The sequence below is a fragment of the Noviherbaspirillum galbum genome (assembly GCF_010974945.1).
Classification (GTDB): Bacteria; Pseudomonadota; Gammaproteobacteria; order Burkholderiales; family Burkholderiaceae_D; genus Noviherbaspirillum; species Noviherbaspirillum galbum.
Window position 1 is genome coordinate 51791 of the sequence record NZ_JAAIVB010000074.1, and the last position, 17193, is coordinate 68983.

14 protein-coding genes are annotated in these 17193 nt (G+C 62.3%); 2 read left to right on the forward strand and 12 right to left on the reverse strand.

Going from position 1 to position 17193, the window contains the following annotated elements; all coding sequences use genetic code 11:
* Window positions 1-21 precede the first annotated feature (21 nt).
* From G3574_RS21715 to G3574_RS21755, 9 genes are all read right to left on the reverse strand, one after another.
* Window positions 22-1998, reverse strand: coding sequence for an acetyl-CoA carboxylase biotin carboxylase subunit (locus tag G3574_RS21715; RefSeq protein ID WP_163967632.1), 1977 nt, complete (start codon window positions 1996-1998; stop codon window positions 22-24).
* 53 nt (window positions 1999-2051) lie between these two features.
* The gene (locus G3574_RS21720; protein WP_163967633.1) at window positions 2052-3206 is read right to left on the reverse strand and encodes an acyl-CoA dehydrogenase family protein; all 1155 of its coding nucleotides are present in this window, start codon (window positions 3204-3206) and stop codon (window positions 2052-2054) included.
* 43 nt (window positions 3207-3249) lie between these two features.
* On the reverse strand, window positions 3250-4881 hold the full coding sequence (locus G3574_RS21725) for an acyl-CoA carboxylase subunit beta (RefSeq protein WP_163967634.1): 1632 nt from the start codon (window positions 4879-4881) through the stop codon (window positions 3250-3252).
* Between the two features lie 94 nt (window positions 4882-4975).
* The gene (locus G3574_RS21730) at window positions 4976-5887 is read right to left on the reverse strand and encodes a phosphatidylglycerol lysyltransferase domain-containing protein (protein WP_163967635.1); all 912 of its coding nucleotides are present in this window, start codon (window positions 5885-5887) and stop codon (window positions 4976-4978) included.
* A 19-nt stretch (window positions 5888-5906) separates the two neighbouring features.
* A complete protein-coding gene (locus tag G3574_RS21735; RefSeq protein ID WP_163967636.1) occupies window positions 5907-6707 on the reverse strand; it encodes a TIGR03084 family metal-binding protein in 801 nt (266 codons plus the stop codon).
* 59 nt (window positions 6708-6766) lie between these two features.
* Window positions 6767-7549: an enoyl-CoA hydratase-related protein gene (locus tag G3574_RS21740; protein ID WP_163967637.1), complete on the reverse strand. Its 783-nt coding sequence runs from the start codon at window positions 7547-7549 to the stop codon at window positions 6767-6769.
* 59 nt (window positions 7550-7608) lie between these two features.
* Complete coding sequence (locus tag G3574_RS21745) at window positions 7609-7851, reverse strand: hypothetical protein (protein ID WP_163967638.1); 243 nt, start codon at window positions 7849-7851, stop codon at window positions 7609-7611.
* 566 nt (window positions 7852-8417) lie between these two features.
* A complete protein-coding gene (locus tag G3574_RS21750; RefSeq protein WP_163967639.1) occupies window positions 8418-8792 on the reverse strand; it encodes a response regulator in 375 nt (124 codons plus the stop codon).
* Between the two features lie 37 nt (window positions 8793-8829).
* The gene (locus tag G3574_RS21755) at window positions 8830-9297 is read right to left on the reverse strand and encodes a cache domain-containing protein (RefSeq protein ID WP_163967640.1); all 468 of its coding nucleotides are present in this window, start codon (window positions 9295-9297) and stop codon (window positions 8830-8832) included.
* Window positions 9298-9878: 581 nt separating this feature from the next.
* Between G3574_RS21755 and G3574_RS21760 the strand changes: the two genes are divergently transcribed.
* Together G3574_RS21760 and G3574_RS21765 are read left to right on the forward strand one after the other, a co-directional pair.
* A complete protein-coding gene (locus G3574_RS21760; protein WP_163967641.1) occupies window positions 9879-12074 on the forward strand; it encodes a hybrid sensor histidine kinase/response regulator in 2196 nt (731 codons plus the stop codon).
* Window positions 12075-12984: 910 nt separating this feature from the next.
* On the forward strand, window positions 12985-13947 hold the full coding sequence (locus G3574_RS21765; RefSeq protein ID WP_163967642.1) for a cupin-like domain-containing protein: 963 nt from the start codon (window positions 12985-12987) through the stop codon (window positions 13945-13947).
* Window positions 13948-14173: 226 nt separating this feature from the next.
* Here the strand turns inward: G3574_RS21765 and G3574_RS21770 are convergent, their stop codons facing one another.
* The 3 genes from G3574_RS21770 to G3574_RS21780 are packed head-to-tail and all read right to left on the reverse strand — an operon-like array spanning window position 14174 to window position 17179.
* Window positions 14174-15166 carry an NADPH:quinone oxidoreductase family protein gene (locus G3574_RS21770; protein WP_163967643.1) on the reverse strand — a complete coding sequence of 331 codons (993 nt, stop codon included), beginning with the start codon at window positions 15164-15166 and terminating at the stop codon, window positions 14174-14176.
* Window positions 15163-16386: an acyl-CoA dehydrogenase family protein gene (locus G3574_RS21775; protein ID WP_163967644.1), complete on the reverse strand. Its 1224-nt coding sequence runs from the start codon at window positions 16384-16386 to the stop codon at window positions 15163-15165. The genes G3574_RS21770 and G3574_RS21775 overlap by 4 nt, the downstream gene beginning before the upstream one ends.
* Window positions 16387-16399: 13 nt before the next feature.
* Entirely contained in the window at window positions 16400-17179 is a 780-nt protein-coding gene (locus G3574_RS21780) for an SDR family oxidoreductase (RefSeq protein WP_163967645.1), read from the reverse strand.
* Window positions 17180-17193: the final 14 nt, after the last annotated feature.

Consider the following 17193-nt stretch of genomic DNA (forward strand, 5'->3'; position numbering starts at 1 on the left):
TGGTCTCGTGAATGCAGTTTGTCAGGCCGTCTGCGCCATCTCGGCGGATTCGATCTCGGCAACGATGCGGTGCACGGCAATCTGGTCGCCCATCGCGGCGGACAGCGATTTCACCCGACCGGTCACCGGCGCCGCATGCACGTGCTCCATCTTCATCGCGTCCAGCGTCAGCACCGGCTGGCCGGCCCTTACCTCGTCCCCGACCGCGACGTGCACCGCGACCACGCGGCCGTTCATCGCCGCGCGGATGCGTCCGTCGCTGGCATCCTCGCCTTGCGTCTGGGCGGCGTGGGTCAGGTCGGCAACGAGGTAAGCCTCGCCGCGGAACTGCAGGTGCAGGACATCCCCGTCGCGATTGAAGGCGGCGCTTTCCATCAATCCGCCGCAGCTGAAGCGAACCCGTCCTTCCTGCTGCGCGATGATTTGCACTTTCTGCTCCTGCCCGCCGACGCTGATGCCGAAGCGACCGCCGCCGCTATTGACCAGGGTGGCGACGCAGGCCTCGCCGTCCACTTCCATGTAGAAGGCGATCGGCAGGCGGTGCGCGATGTCCATGCCATTGCCCGCAGCGGGCGAATCCGTGCTGTAGAGCAAGGCGCAGGCAAGCGCCCGGGCGCGCAGCGCGGCGGCCTCATCGACCTCCAGCAGCGCCTCGCCATGCTGGCCGATAAAGGCGGTGGTGGCACCGCCCGCGGCAAACACCGGGTGTGCGAGGCAACTTGCGAGGAATGCCTGGTTGGTGCGCACGCCCAGCACCACCGCATCCTGCAGCGCCGAATGCAGCTTGCGCCTCGCCTCGTCGCGCGTGCCGCCATAGGCGATCAGCTTGGCGATCATCGAATCGTAGTAAGGCGGCACTTCCGCCCCGGCTTCCAGCGCATCCTCCACGCGGATGGCGGTGGGCATCTGCCAGTCCGCCATCACGCCGCTCTGCGGCATGAAGCCGCTGCGGGCGTCTTCCGCGCACAGGCGCACCTCGATCGCATGGCCGATCCAGCGCACGTCTTCTTGCCGGATCGGCAGCGGTTCGCCGGCGGCGACGCGAAGCTGAAGCTCGACCAGGTCCAGGCCGGTGATGGCCTCGGTGACCGGATGTTCGACCTGCAGCCGGGTATTCATTTCCATGAAGTAGTAATTGCCCTCGGCATCGAGCAGGAATTCCAGCGTGCCCGCGCCTTCGTACTGGATGGCGCGCACGGCGGCCACGGCGGTCTCGCCCATGCGTTCGCGCAGCGCGGCATCCACGGCGGGCGAAGGCGCTTCCTCCACCACTTTCTGGTGGCGCCGCTGCACCGAGCAGTCGCGCTCGCCGAGGTGGATGGCATTGCCATGGCGGTCGGCGAAGACCTGGATCTCGATATGCCGGGGTTCGACGATGGCGCGTTCCAGGATGACTTCCGGATTGCCGAAGGCGCTCTGGGCTTCCGACTTCGCGCTGCGCAGGGCATCCAGGAAACGGTCGTGGGAGGTCACGAGGCGCATGCCGCGCCCGCCGCCGCCCGCGGTGGCCTTGATCATCACCGGGTAGCCGATCCGCAGCGCTTCCTCGTGCAGCCGCCCTTCTCCCTGGTCCGCGCCCTGGTAACCCGGGATGCAGGGCACGCCGGCCTCCATCATCAGCCGCTTCGCGCCCGCCTTGTTGCCCATTGAGACGATGGCTTCCGGCGAGGGGCCGATGAACACCAACCCGGCGTCGCGGCAGGCCTGCGCGAAATCCTCGTTCTCGGCGAGGAAGCCATAGCCGGGATGGACCGCGTCCGCCCCGCTGAGGCGCGCCGCCTCGATGATCGCCGGAATGTTCAGGTAGGACTGGGCCGGCAGGGCTTCGCCGATGCAGACCGCCTGGTCCGCCTCGCGCACATGCCGGGCATTGCGGTCCGCGGTCGAGAACACGGCGACCGTGCGATAGCCGAGCGCGCGCGCCGTGCGCATGACTCGCAGGGCGATTTCGCCGCGGTTGGCGATGAGGATCTTGTGGAACGGAGTGGATGTCGACATGGCTGTGAACGCGTTGAAAGAGGGAAGACGGCGCTTGCTATGGAGGGCCACGCCTATTCGGACCGGGGATAGATGCCCATGTACTTCGAAATAATCTGCAGCATGACCTCGTCGGCGCCGCCGCCGATGGACGTCAGGCGCCCGTCGCGGAACACGCGCGATACCGGGCTTTCCCAGACGTAGCCCATGCCGCCCCAGAACTGGAGGCATCCGTCCGGCACCGCACGCATCAGGCGGCCGGCCTTGAGCTTGGCCATAGAGGCGACCTCGGTGGCGTTTTCGCCATTGGCGATCATCTCGACCCCGCGCCAGGACAGGGCGCGCAGGGCCTCGACCTCGGTCTTGAGCTCGGCCAGCTTGAAGTGCACCCACTGGTTGTCGAGGATGGACTTGCCGAAGGCCTTGCGCTGGCGGGTGTAGTCGATGGTTTCGTCGATGACCCGCAGCAGCATGCCGCCGGCATTGAGCGCGCCCCACAGGCGTTCGACCTGGAACTGTTCCATCTGGTAGATGAAGCCCATGCCCTCTTCGCCGATGCGATAACGCTGCGGCACGCGCACCTCGTCGAAGTAAAGCTGCGCCGTGTCGGAGGCGTTCATGCCGATCTTGCGCAGCTTCTTCGCGACCGAGACGCCGGGCGTCTTCATCGGCACCACGATCAGCGACTTGTTCTTGTGCACCGGCCCATCCGAGGTGTTGGCCAGCACCACGCAGAAGTCCGCCTGGGTGCCGTTGGTGGTCCACATCTTGCCGCCGTTGATGATGTAGTCATCGCCGTCGCGGCGTGCGGTCGTCTTGATCGAGGCGACGTCGGAGCCGCTGCCGACTTCGGACACGCCAAGGCAGGCGACCATCTCGCCGGAGATGGCGGGCGCGAGGAATTCGCGACGCAGCGCATCGGATCCGCGCTCCGCCAGCGCCGGGGTCGCCATGTCGGTCTGCACGCCGATGGCCATGGGCACCGCGCCGCCGTTCACGTCGCCGAGCGCCTCCGCCAGCACCGCCGCATAGGAATGGTCGAGGCCCATGCCGCCGAATTCGACAGGCTTGTTCAGGCCGAGCAAGCCGAGCTTGCCCATCTTTCCAAACAGCTCATGCGCGGGAAAAATTTCCGCGTCTTCCCAGGCGTCGATGCGGGGATTGATTTCCTCGGCGATGAAGCGCTTGATCGTGCGCCGCATTTCCTCGTGTTCCGGCGTGAGTTTCATGCTTTGTCTCCCTGCTCTTGGATTGCCTTGTTCGTTCCGCCACTTAGGGGCGCGCCACGGAGAATTGCATCGCGTGCGGCTTGCGGGCTTCCGCTTCGCGGCAGACCGACAGCACGTAGGACAGCACCGAGCGGGTGTCGCGCGGATCGATGACGCCGTCGTCGAGCAGCAGCGCGCTGGTAGTGAAGACGTCCATCTGCCTGTCGAAGTTGTCGACGATCTTGCGCTGCAGCTTGTCGAGCTGTTCGTGGTCCACCTCGGCGCCCTTGCGCTTCATGGCGGCCTCGGTGACGATGGCCATGGTCTGCGCCGCCTGCTCCCCGCCCATGACTGCCGTTTTCGCGTTCGGCCAGGAGAAGCAGAAGCGCGGATGGAAGCCGCGGCCGCACATGCCGTAGTTGCCGGCGCCGAAGGAAGCGCCGCAGTACAGGGTGATCTGCGGCACGGTGGCATTGGTGACGGCCTGGATCATCTTCGCGCCGTGCTTGATGCTGCCGGCTTCCTCGTAGTGGCGGCCGACCATGAAGCCGGTGGTGTTGTTCAGGTAGAGGATGGGCACCTGCGCCTGACAGCAGACCTGGATGAAATGGGTCGCCTTGGCCGCGCCGGCCGGGTCAATCGGGCCGTTGTTGGTAATGATGCCCACCGGATATCCATCCAGCATCGCATGGCCGCACACCGTGGCCGAGCCGTAGCGCGGGCTGAATTCGAGGAAATCGGAATCGTCCACGATGCGCGCGATGACTTCCTTCATGTCGACCGGACGCTTGTGGTCCATCGGCATGATGCCGAGCAGTTCTTCCCTGTCGTAGCGCGGCGGCTTGACGACGCGTTCCTTGCGATCCTGTGCGGCGGGAATGCCGCGGTTCCATTCCAGCTTGCTCATGATGTCGCGCGCGATGCGCAGCGCGTCGCGGTCGTCTTCGGCGAGGTAGTCGCCGAGGCCGGAGATGCTGGTGTGCATCTCCGCGCCGCCGAGTTCTTCCTCGGTCGCGATCTCGCCGGTCGCCGCCTTGAGCAGCGGCGGCCCCGCCAGGAAGGCCCTCGAGCGGCCCCGCACCATGATGATGTAATCCGACAGGCCGGTCTGGTAGGCGCCGCCCGCCGTTGACGATCCGTGGGTGACGGTCAGCACCGGCAGGCCGGCGGCCGACAGACGCGCGAGGTTGCGAAACAGGTTGCCGCCGCGCACGAAATCCTCGACGCGGTAAGCCATCAGGTTGGCGCCGGCGCTTTCCACCAGCTGCACGTAAGGCAGCTTGTTTTCCAAGGCCAGTTCCTGCACCCGCAGCTGCTTGTCCAGGCCACGCGGCTGCAGCGCGCCGGCATCGATGCCCGAGTCGGACGCGCAGACCATGCAGCGCACGCCGGAGACGTAGCCGATGCCCGCGATCACGCCGCCGCCCGGCACGCTGCGGTCAGGATCGCTGACGTCGAGGCCGTAGCCGGCCAGCGTCGACAGCTCCAGGAAGGGCGTGCCGTGGTCGAGCAGGATGGCGAGCCGTTCGCGCGGCAGGAGCTGGTGCCGCTTCTCGAAGCGCGGCTTGGATGCCGACGAGGTGCGGCGGGTACGTTCCTCCAGCATGCGCATGCGCTCGATCAGCGCCAGCATGCCCTCCCGGTTGCCTTGGAAGTTGTCGTTGCCTGTCGAAATGTTGGTCTCGATGATTGCCATATTTTCTGTACCCAGTATTGGCGCCGGGCCGGGGAGGCCCGCTTGCTGCGATCATGCTTGACAGGCTACCCGCCCGCCTTCTTGTCGTCTTGCGTCAAGTGGCTGATGGGTATCGCAGTGCAACGCGGCATTTCTGCAGCAGTTCGGCAGGCTGGTAAGACCGCTTTGTCTGCCTGAAGTTGGGCAGGCCGAGGTCCTGCTCGAAGTTGATCCACGCCAGCTCCTTCGCCCGCATGGCGAAGTCATGGAACATGTGCTGGTAAATGCCCTTGTAGCGGTCGCTGCCCTTGGCGAAGCGCATCGCGGCGGTGCCGGCATTGAGGTGTTCCGCGATGATGAAGCCGGCGGGCGCGCCGTCGGCGTAGTAGATGCTGGCGTCGAAGCCGAAGTGCCCAGCCAGTTGCAGGGCCTCGTGGCAGGAAGACTCGTCCGCCTCGCCCGCGCCCTTGTCCTTGTCCCGCATCCAGCCGGACAGCAGCATGCGGGCATCGTCGATGCGGCTGGCGTCGAGGGGCGCGTGGGTGACCTGGTGCTGGCGCAGGAGCTGCTGCATCAGCTGGCGCTTCTTGCGCAGCACCTCGCCGCGATAGCTGCGGAAGTTTTCGGCGGCGTAGAGGTAGTCGGCATCGGCGTCGAACTGCGTGACCTGGAACAGCGCCGGATCGAGCCGCCGCGCGGTGGCCGCAGGCACCGGGTAGAAGCAGTCGTAGCCCTGCAGCAAGTCGCGCAGCACCTGCAGCGGCGCTTCCGCCAGGTCGAACAGGGGCATGAGGTGGCGCGCGCCGTCATAGGTCAGCCCGGCGACGCATGGCCAGCGCCCGGGCAGGAAGCGGTAATCATGCGCCTGTCGGAACAGGTAGAGATTGGGAAACGCGAATTCCGACAGGCAGTCCTTGCCCAGGCTTTCGCGCAGCGGGGCCAGCCTGGCATCGATCTCCTGCCGATGGCTTAATTCCAGCGCTGACCCCGGCGCCATTGGAATGGCGTCGTCCGCGCTTTTCCTCATGGGTGAGGCCGCCGCCACGTCAGTAGCGGATTGCGCGCACGCCCGGCGCCGGCGGATCGGCAGGCGGTCCGGCGAAGCACTGGGCGAGCGGCAGCCAGGCTTCCGCGCCGGCGCCGGCATATTCCAGGCCGGTGTCGCGCACGTTGCGCCGTTGCGTGACGACGAGGCAGAAGTCTTCCGCGCTGCCGCGAACGTAGTCTGTGTCGGACGGGGCGTTCCAGGTCCAGGTGTCGCCGCCCGGCGCGGTCAGGGAGATGAAAGGCGCGACCGGGGGGACCGGCAGGTCGCGGTTGACGAAGGTCCAGCCGAAGGTGGTGGCGCCGAGATGCGCGATGTGGCGCAGGCGGCCGTCGAGCGGACGCCGCGCGGGCACGATGTCGAACACATCCTGGCCATGCGCCCAGGTTTCCATCATCCGCGCGGTGGCGAAGGAACGGGCGCTCATGGTCGGGCCGTACCACGGCAGGCGCGCCTTCGGGTCGAGTTTCGCCAGGGCGTCGACCAGGTCATGGTAGCGCTCGCTCCAGCGCGCCAGCAGTTGTTCGCCGTCGAGATGGCCGAAGCGTTCGCGCGCGATCTGGCTGATTTCCTTGCCGCCCTCCTGCTCCGCCATCAGCTTGCGGGTGTCCTCGGCAAAGGCCTCGCCATCGGTGGCGGCGAGCAGGCCGGTTTCATCGAAGTAGCAGAGGTGGGCGATTTCATCCCATGGCGTCCAGCCGAAGAATTGCGTCTTGCGCCGCCATTGCTCGGGGGTGAGCGTCGCGCAAAGCCCGGCAAGCGCATCGTATTCGGCCAGCAGGTCCGCGCAGAGGTCTTTCATGCTGTCTCCTGTCGTTGGGATGGTTGGGATGGTTGGTTTGGTTGCAGGCGCGGTGGTTGCTATCGACCACGGAAGCGGGCTTCGCGCTTCTCGCTGAAGGCGCGGATGCCTTCGGCGCCGTCTTCGCTGCCGGCGCAGGCGGTCATGTGGCGTTCCTCCAGGGCGAGGTGTTGCTCCAGCGTGCGCGCGTGTACGCCGTCGATCAGTTCCTTGATCTTGCCATAGGAAGCCGTGGCGCCGGCGGCCAGCCTTGCGGTCAGCACCCGGGCTTCCTCGGCGAGGCTTTCATCGGGGTAGACCGCGTCGACCAGGCCGAGCCGGAGACAGTCCTCCGCGACCAGGGGTTCGTTCAGGAAGAGGATGCGCTTGGCCTGGGCGGCGCCGGCGCGGCGCGCCAGATACCAGGACGCGCCGAGGTCGGGCGACAGGCCGATGGCGGAATATCCGCCGCGCAACTTCATTGATTGGGCGGCCAGTACGACGTCGCCGCACAAGGCCAGGCCGACACCGCCGCCGCCGACCGGGCCGTTGATCGCGGTGATGACAGGGCAAGGGAGGGCTGCCAATCTGGCCACGGCCTCGTGCAGGCGCGGGATAGACGCCCGCATCAGGCCGGGGAGGTTGTCCGCCTGCATCATCTCGGCGATGTCGCCGCCGACGCAGAACTTGCTGCCGTTCGCCGCGAGGAGCACGGCGCGCAGGCCTTCGGTGGAGGCGATCCGGTCGACGGCAGCGGCGAATGCCTTGCCGAGCGCCTCGTCGATGGCGTTGCCCGCCTCGGGACGGTTAAGGGTGATGGTGGCGACGCCTTCGCGTAGGTCGCAGAGGACGAGGTTGGACATGTGGCATCCCTTTCATGGTTGCGGGCGAGCTTAACTCGGCAGCGGGGGGATGTCTTGTGTCAAATGGCTGGAGTGCAAGCTGCTTGACGACCGCCCCCATAGAATTCCTTTACATGAACCGTGGCAAGGTGGATGCCCTCGCCCTTGGCGACGGTAGAGTTCGTGGTCACATAGGCATTATCCTTGTTGCCGGCAGCCAGAGCTTGGTATTTGGAATCTGTGAATGAGAACGCCGGCTGAGGGCCAATCTGGCGCCCAGTTTGACGGTCAATGGCAAACCGCTGCTTGACCAAGAAGGGCATGGTGGGCGCAAGTAGCTGCCATCCTCGTTGAGAAGTAATTGTTCTGTGATGGTGCGTTTTTAGGTAAGGTAAGCACCGCTGGCCAGTTGCGGCAGGAGCAGGGCAAGAATGTCGAGGCGACTTGGAATCGGGCGGAATCGAGTCATGATGATGTGCTGCTCAGTTCGCCGGGCTTGCCCCATTCGGATGGATCAACGCTGCAAGGCCAACCTCATTGAAATAGGGTTCATAAGTCTTGCGCGGCAGGATGACTTCGCCATCCAGGCTGGCCGGCTCGCTTTGGATGACCCTTTCCCCGGGAGCCGCCGCTGGATCTCTCGCGAGCTGGCCTCACCGTAGCAGCGAGAGATCCAGCGTGGAGAGCATGTACAGGTCTTGCCGATTGAACTGTTTGTCGGCGAAATGGGACATGACCAAAATCGCGCAGGAAGGCGCTTCCTGCCTGTGCGGCGATCACAGAAAGAATACCTTCGATCGGATAAAGTCGATGGGCACCGGCGACCGCTGCAGCAGCGCCGGCGTAATGAGAACATCCTCAAGGAGCATTCGATGATCTTCCGTGATGATCATGCCGGTCCCTGGCAGTACTGCTCAACCATCTCAAGCAGCTGCGACGTCGTGACTGGTTTTTTGATTTTTTCCTTCGCCCATTCCGGCGTCGTGATGTGGTCCGCAATCGCCGACAGCATGACGATCGGGATCGACTCAAAGAGCCGCGGGAATTCCTGACGCATATTTTCGACGAACTGCATGCCATCCATGACCGGCATCAGGATGTCGAGCAGGATCAGGCCAAAGTTTTCATCCACCCGCAGCACCTGCAGTGCCTCCTGTCCGTCGTACGCCGCAACCCCATCAAAGCCCCGGAGTGACAACAACTCCAGAATCGTTGTGCAGAGCGGTTCGTTATCATCAACGATAAGGACTTTCTTGCGGGTCATGTATCGACGGCTCCTTCTCTACAGGTCCGCGGTAAGATCAGGGTTTATAGATTCCGCTGCCCACCACCAGGTTGTCCACTTTCTCGACATACCCGGATTTCTTTTCAACCGCCTTGGTCACCGGGTTGGGCCATTTGTAATCCACCCAGCCTTTGCCTTTGCTGTTGGCCGTGTCGATGAAGCTTTTGATGATCGCCGTGCCGTCGGCATCCTTCATGTCCAACAGGTTTTTGCCAATCATCTTCGGGTTGTTGCCATGTGAGACGTTATTGCCACTCAGGTCGTAGACATAGATGTACAGGTCACGATCATGGAAGTCCTTGTTCGCGGGATCGGCAAAGTCGGCAAAGGCCTTGTCCTTGCCATTGGCCTTGATCGCAGCAACCGCTTTCTTTACCATCGCCACCGCTTCATCGGGCGTGGCGCGTTCAGACGCCAGTGCCGCGCTCGGTGTGCCGGCAATGAACATCAGAGTTGCGAAAACCGCTGCGAAGTGCTTGATCATACGACCTCCGTGATAGGTTGGGATGAACGAACGGACAAACTGGAAAAAGACGCGGTCAGGCAGAAAGGCGTCACGCCTGGAACGACTTGAAGCGGAAAGGAGGTTTGGCGAAAAAGAGGTAGGTTCGCAGCCCAAGATGAGATGGGGATTGGCGGCAACGCGAGCCGGCATCCGGAAAACGATGAAAAGTGATGATCCATGCGAGGTATCGGGAGTCCTTGTTGTTCGTACGGTGACGCAACACACAAGCAAACCGATTCCACGCAGCGCACCGAAGCATCTTCAGATGCCTGACAAATGCGTTGGGCATCGTTACCCGACGTGTCGCGTCATTGCGAATGTATGGACCTGACCATAAAGTGTTCATTTCCCTAAATCAAGAGGTTTCTTGCACCTTTCTTCATTTGTCCAACGTTCATGAATGAAAATGAAAATTCGACCCTGGACAAGTCCAAGTAGCTTAATTAATCGTCACATTCGGTCCACGAATATATTTTTAGTGTTTGCTTCCGCTGCGCTCCAAACGGGTACGGCTCAAGTAAAATTCGCGCTTCATCGGCACCTGCCAGCGCACATTCGTCATGACTCTGAGCCATTCCCGTGAGGTACCAGGTGGACCAGCGCCTCTTGCGCGCCTGACTGAGGGTCTGTCCGCCGGGCAGATGCGCACGCTGCGTCTTCTGATGACGGGCGTAATCCTTACTGCTGTCACCGTGGTTCTGTTTCTTGCCTACCTTGCCCAGAGCCAGTATGAGCAGAACTGGAAGGAGGAGATTCAGGCTGCAGAGAGAACAGCGCATGTAGGATCCGAACATGCCCTGAAATTGTTCGATACCAGCCATGTGCTGTTGGACCGCTTGACGGACCTGGTCGAGGACAAGAGCAACGCCGACATTGCAGCTCTTGAGCCGCAATTGCACGAAAAAATAAAGAGCATGGTTACAGGCCTGCCCCAAGTCCAGTCCATCTGGCTTTTGGATGATGCGGGTCACCCTGTCCTGTCGAACCGCTATCTTCCCGCGCCACGCAATCTTGACTTGGCCGATCGAGAGTCGTTCCAGGCCCATTTGCGAGGTTACCGTGGCCTGTTTATCACGGGCGCCCTGCTGGGCAAGAAAACAAGGGAGATCTTTTTCGACTTGACCGTCCGGCGAGAAACCCGCGATCGCAAGTTCGCCGGGACCGTGCAAGTCAGCCTCTATCCCGAGTATCTTGAGCAGTTCTATGCGAGCATGGTGCCCGCGGGTTCGCAAACCGCGATCGCCCTGGTCCGCAACGATGGCACCTTCATTGCCCGCTGGCCCAAGACCGCGGAAATCCAGGCGCGCATCCCGGCAACCAGCACCGTCGCCCGCGCCATGGCGGAAAATACGAAAAGTAGCGTGATCGACACGGTCTCCAGCGTGGACGGCATCCTGCGCAAAGTGGCGATTCGAAAAGTGGGTGATTACCCGGTGTATGTCGCAGTTGGCGTCACCAGGGATGATGTTATCTCTGGCTGGCGCAAGGAAATGGCCCCGCTGACGGTGATGGCGTTAGCGGCAATCGCAGTCATTTTGTGCCTTGGATTCTGGCTCGTTCGTAAGACAAGACAGCAGTTCAGCCTGTCCAACACCTTGTATGCTGAGGTCGTGCAGCGCCAAGCCGCCGAGAAGGCCTTGCTTCAATCCCAGAAAATGGAGGCGCTGGGCCATCTCACCAGCGGTGTCGCACATGATTTCAATAACTTGCTCATGACGGTGGACATGAGCACGCACATCATTGCCGAAGCCAATCCGTCACTGAATGGCCCCGAACGACTTACCGCCATCCAGCGCGCGGTCGATACCGGCGCCAAGCTCACCCGACAACTGCTGAGCTTTTCGCGGCGCCAGCCGATTGCGCCGGCGGCTGTCTCCTTGCATGAGCTCCTTCCTGCGATCATGGACTTATGCAGGCCTGTCCTGGGCAGCAGCGTTCAGGGTCGACTGCTCGTCTACCCGCTAACGCCGGCGGCCTTGCTCGACCGCTCGGAGTTCGAGCTGGCCATCCTGAACTTGGCCATCAACTCCCGTCATGCGATGCCCGACGGCGGCATCTTCGAAATCATGGCCCGGCCAGCCAGCGGGGATGCCGCGACCGCCGGACAATACGTCGAAATTCTAGTGAGCGATACAGGTTCTGGCATGACGCAGGAGACGCTTGCCAGGGTGTTTGAGCCGTTCTTCACGACACGCAAGAACGGCCAGGGTACCGGACTTGGGCTGAGCCAGGTTAAGGCGATGTGCGAGCAGGTCGGCGGCCAGGTGCATCTCAGCAGCGAACCCGGCCATGGCACCATCGTTCGTCTGCTGCTGCCCGCGAAGGACGAGGTTACGCAAACGCCTAATACTGGGCCGGCATGCACGGCCGTGACGCCGCTTCGGGTATTGCTGGTTGAAGACAACATCGAGATTGCCGAGGCAACCAAGCTTGCTCTGGAGTCGCTAGGATGCACCGTCATACACTGCGGCAACGCCGAAGAGGCGGTCCTACTCCTGAAAGTGGATGCCTTGGAACTAGATCTCATCCTGAGTGACGTGCAAATGCCAGGATCCATGAACGGCATCGACTTGGCCAAGCAGGTTCGGGAGCGCTACCTGTCCCTACCCATCGTTCTCATGACCGGCTACGCCGAGCGCCTTGAGGACGCCCAAGAACTCGGCATTCGCATTCTGGCCAAACCGTTTGGCATGCCCGCGCTGCGCGAGCTGCTGCAAAGCTGCGCCACGCCTCCGGCCAGTGTCCAGCCAGCATGAAAGATCTCGACTTGTATTAACGGTGCTACCACGTGGCGCGGCCGGGCCTATACTCGGCGCCCGCGACAACAAAATAATTGCCCTCTCGCTGCATGATGGACTGTATGCAGGAGAACCAGGCGGCTGCCGACCGGGCCAGGATAGGCGCCGGCCAGGGCAGACTTTGGCTTGCCTAGTTCGTTCATCGTTTCAAACGAATCAATTTAAAGTGGACGTCGTGGCGGCCACAAGAACGCATCGAACAACGCCGGGAAGCCGGTATTGCTTTAACAATATTCCCATGGTGCGATCTCTGCCGCCCATAATCGGTTACGTTCTATAAGCATGCGTCTGCTGGTCATTCTCATTGTTGCCGGTAGCCGAAAAATGCTAATTCGTCTTCGTAGTGCAGCACTTCATGTAATGCTTTTACTGGTTTGCATGCTAGCCAGCGCGTTGTCCTGTTATGGCCTGCAGGATCACTTCCTTCTCACATGTGCGAACGGCACGTGTAAAGGAAAATTTCGGGGAAGAGCAATCCATGGTGTCGACGCATGCGGCAGACATACGGTTTATGTTGGCCGACGTAGGTTTTGGATGGCCCATACTGCTTGCTAAATGTCCGTGCGGTGATGGAAGTCGCTGAACGTCCGCTTCCTGGCGATAACTCTGGCCGATCTGGGCGGATGCCGCCCTTCACCAAACAATTTGGAATGACAGTTTGCAGTATCTTGCGGGCCCACACCCTTACGGCATGACTGGTCGGTTGCGCCTGTTTGCGAACGCGTACAATCGCCCAGCAGCGGCAAAGGTATGTCCAGTCATGTTTTCCAGCACGCGCCCAAACATCGATCAAGGAAAAAATATTTCTTGAGCAAAAATATCGCTGGTGATCGCTTCGAGTTTGGGAACGAGAAGATGGTGAAGATCTATGTCAAGAGCGAAAAATTCGGTAGTCCATAATCAAGAACAGTCGCAGGCGCGGGTATCGCCACGGTTGTTGCCACCTGTGCCTGCATTGATTTCCAGGTCGCCAGAGGACGCTATCGCCGAAAAGCAGAGGCGAGAGCAAAAGGATGCGCTAGTTCGCGGAGTCACTTCGATTCAAGAAGTGCGTGAAGCAATAAGGCGCGTCGGACGCAACATCCCGGCTATTTCCGCAGTGCCACGTATAAGCATGCTTGATGCGGCGACGTTTCGCACGCGTGCCGTAGAAGGTTTGCCCTTCGTGATCACTGGGCTTGTCAGCCGGTGGCCATTGTCTGCTCTCACGCCGCAAATGCTCCATGATCGCTATGGCGATCTGCGAGTGCGTGCGCGAGTGGGCGACTATGTCAACAAGGCATTCGCGCCTGATCGAGCCATGCAGGATATGTCGATGATTGAGTATCTGGACCTTGTCTCTACTGGCACGCAGGACCTGCCTCCCTATATAGGTAATTTGGAATTACGCGAATTGAATAGGATGTGTTACTGGCCCGCGTATTTTGGCAAAATGGGTCCGCCTCGCTTTTGGCTTGGCCCTTCAGGAACGGTGACGCCACTGCATTGCGACTATGACGATAATATTTTTGCGCAGATATGGGGCACCAAACGTATTTTCCTGTCTCCGCCCCACCACGACGAATTTCTCTACACCAGCGAGGCGAATGCCGTCCTATTCGGCTCTCCAGTTAACCCTGAGGCACCGGATTTCGAGAAATTTCCGCTGGCGCGTCAGGCGTCAATGATCGAGTGCATTGTCAACCCCGGTGAACTCCTTTATTTGCCTGCCGGTTGGTATCATCATGTTCGCTCGCTGACGTTTTCTCTATCCGCCAATCGGTGGGCCCGGGCACTGCCGCTTGCGCTGAACGGCGACCCATCCCTGCAGCGAATGCGGTTGTCAGACTAAGTTTGGGAGTCGGTTAAATTGAAAATTCCACTTCCGCTTTGGATCGACTTGAGGCAGTCAATTCATTCGAAATTGCGCCTGCATTGATGCGCAAAGCAGACCTTCGGATGAGGGTTGAACCCGAAGTTTCCCCCTCGAAAGCAAGTAAGCTTACATAGTGGCTTAGCCATTGATAAGTAGTGGGAGCGAGTGCAATTAGGGCGATGCGCGTTCCCCTCCCCACGCGTTAAATCCGCGTTACCGCCTCGGGCAACAACACCATCTTGCCCGTTACCTTGCGCTGCGCCACCTGGCTCAACGCCACAGCAGCCTGATCCAGCGAATACCGCATCGACACATGCGGCCTCACCTTCCCCTGCCGAAACCACTCGACCAGTTCCTGGGTCAACGCCGCCGCGCGTTGCGGTTCAGCGCGCAGGAACCCGCCCCACCACACGCCGACGATGGAACATCCCTTGAGCAGGGTAAGATTCAACGGCACCCGCGGAATATCCCCGGCAGTAAAGCCGATCACCAGGAACCGCCCATTCCATGCCATGCTGCGCAGCGCGGCTTCGCTGTAGCTGCCGCCGACAGGGTCATAAACCACATCCACCCCGCGTCCGCCAGTCATTTCCTTCAAGCGCTGGCGCAAGTCCTCCCGGCTGTAATTGATGACCTCATCCGCGCCATGCTCCCGGCACAGCGCCAGCTTCTCGTCGCTGGAGGCAGCAGCAATGACACGTGCACCCAGCAGCTTGCCCAACTCCACCGCCGACAAGCCGGTGCCACCAGCCGCGCCGAGCACCAGCAAGGTTTCTCCCGTCCTGATGGCAGCCCGCTCCTGGAGCGCGTAATGTGTCGTGCCATAGGCAACCAGGAACGCCGCCGCATCGCCGAAATCGATCCCCTCGGGAAGCGGAAAGACATCCTCTTCCCTGGCCAGCGCCTGCTCGGCATACCCGCCATACCCCGGCACCGCGATCACCCGGTCGCCCGCCCGAAACCGCGTCACGCCCTCCCCCACCGCTTCCACCAGCCCCGCGACTTCCGCGCCAGGCGAAAACGGCAGCGCCGGCTTGAGCTGGTAGCGGTTTTCGATGATGAGGGTGTCGGGAAAGTTGACCCCGGCGGCATGCACCGCGACCAGAACCTGGCTGGGTCCCGGCTGCAAGGGAGCGACATCCTCGATCACCAGGGATTCCGGCGGCCCGAACTGCTTGCAGAGCACGGCCTTCATTGCCGCGCTCCCGCATTGGCGCCGTACTGCCTCACAAGCTGCTTGGCCGCCGCGGCAAGGTGCACCTGGTCCGGCCCGTCGCCGATGCGGATGAAGCGCGCATAGACGTATGCCTTGGGCAGGAAGGTATCCTGCGACACGCCCATGCCGCCATGAACCTGGATGGCGCGGTCGATCACGCGCGCCGCCATGCTCGGAACGACGATCTTGGCGGCGGCGATCAGGTCCTTCGCCGCCTTGTTGCCTTCGCGGTCCATCTTGTCGGCGGCCTTGAGCGTCAGCAACCGCGCCTGTTCGAGTTCGCACCAGGAATGCGCGATGTCCTCGCGCACCGATCCCTGCTCCGACAGCCTGCGGCCAAAAGCGACGCGGGAATCGGCGCGCGCGCACATGGTTTCGAGCGCGCGCTGGGCGACGCCGATCAGGCGCATGCAGTGGTGGATGCGGCCGGGGCCAAGCCGGCCCTGGGCGATCTCGAAGCCGCGTCCCTCGCCCAGCAAGATGTTCGTTGCCGGCACCCGCACGTTCTCGTACACGATTTCCGGATGGCCCAGCGGCGCGTCGTCGTAGCCAAAGGCCGTGATGTCGCGCACGATCCTGACCCCGGGCGTGTCCTTCGGCACCAGGATCATCGATTGCTGCTTGTGCGTGTCGGGATTGTCCGGGTCGGTCTTGCCCATGACGATCAGCACCTTGCAGCGCTGGTTGAGCGCGCCCGAGGTGAACCACTTGCGGCCGTTGATGACGTAATGGTCGCCGTCGCGCCGGATCTCGCAGCGGATGTTGGTGGCGTCGCTCGATGCCACTTCCGGCTCCGTCATCGAGAAGGCCGACCGGATTTCTCCGTCGAGCAGGGGCGCCAGCCAGGTCCTTTTCTGTTCGTCGCTGCCGAACAGGGTGAGGATTTCCATGTTGCCGGTGTCCGGCGCGGAGCAGTTGAACACCTCCGATGCCCATTCGACCCGCCCCATGATTTCCGCGAGCGGCGCGTATTCGAGATTGCTGAGCCCCGCGCCGTGGCCGCCGGGAAGAAACAGGTTCCACAGGCCGGCGTCGCGCGCCCTGCCCTTCAGTTCTTCCATCAACGGCACGGTGGCGTAGCGGTCGCCCTGGAAAACCTCGTCGTAGTAGCGCTGCTCGACCGGGTAGATATGCCTTTCCATGAAGGCATTGAGCTTGTCCTGCAGGTCGCGGACTTTGGCGCTGTGCTGAAAATCCATCGTGTGTCTCCGGTTAGGCCTGTTGCGGACGGGGCTGCTGCTGGAAGCGCCGCATGCCCTTGAGCCAGCGGTCGTAGTCCGCGCCCTTGCGCCGCATGTATTCCAGCACCTCGGGATGCGTGAGGATCAGGAAACTCTCGGCGTCGAGGCCGTTGACGATGGCCTCGGCCGCATCTTCCGGCTCGACCGCAGCGGCGAGCAGGGCCGGCTGGTCGACTTCGCTGACGCTGCCGAGCAGCATGTTGGTGCGCACGCCCATGGGACAGAAGCAGCTTACCTTGATGCCGCGGTCGCCGTAGGTGATCGACAGCCATTCCGCGAAGGCAACCGCGCCGTGCTTGGTGACGGCATAGGAGGCATCGGAAATCGACAATAATCCGGCTGCCGACGCGGTCTGCAGCAGGTAGCCCTCGCCGCGCTCCAGCATGTGGGGCACCACCGCCCGCGCCGCATGCACATGGGCCATGACGTTGACCGTCCAGGCCTTGTCCCAGTCGGCGTCGGTCGATTCGAGGCCCTTGCCGATCGACACGCCGGCGTTCGAGCAGAACAGATCGATGCGGCCGTGGTCGGCGATCGTCCGTTCGACCAGCGAGGCAACGGCCTTCTCGTCCGCCACGTTCACCGCGACGCCAGTGCCGCCGATCTCCGCGGCCACCCGCTCGGCGGCCGCGCCATCGAGATCGGCAACGATCACCGCCTGGGCGCCTTCTGCGGCGAAGCGGCGCGCCATGGCGGCGCCGATGCCGTTGCCGGCTCCCGTCACGACCACCACCTTGTTCCTGACCTTCATGTCTCGTCCTTTCG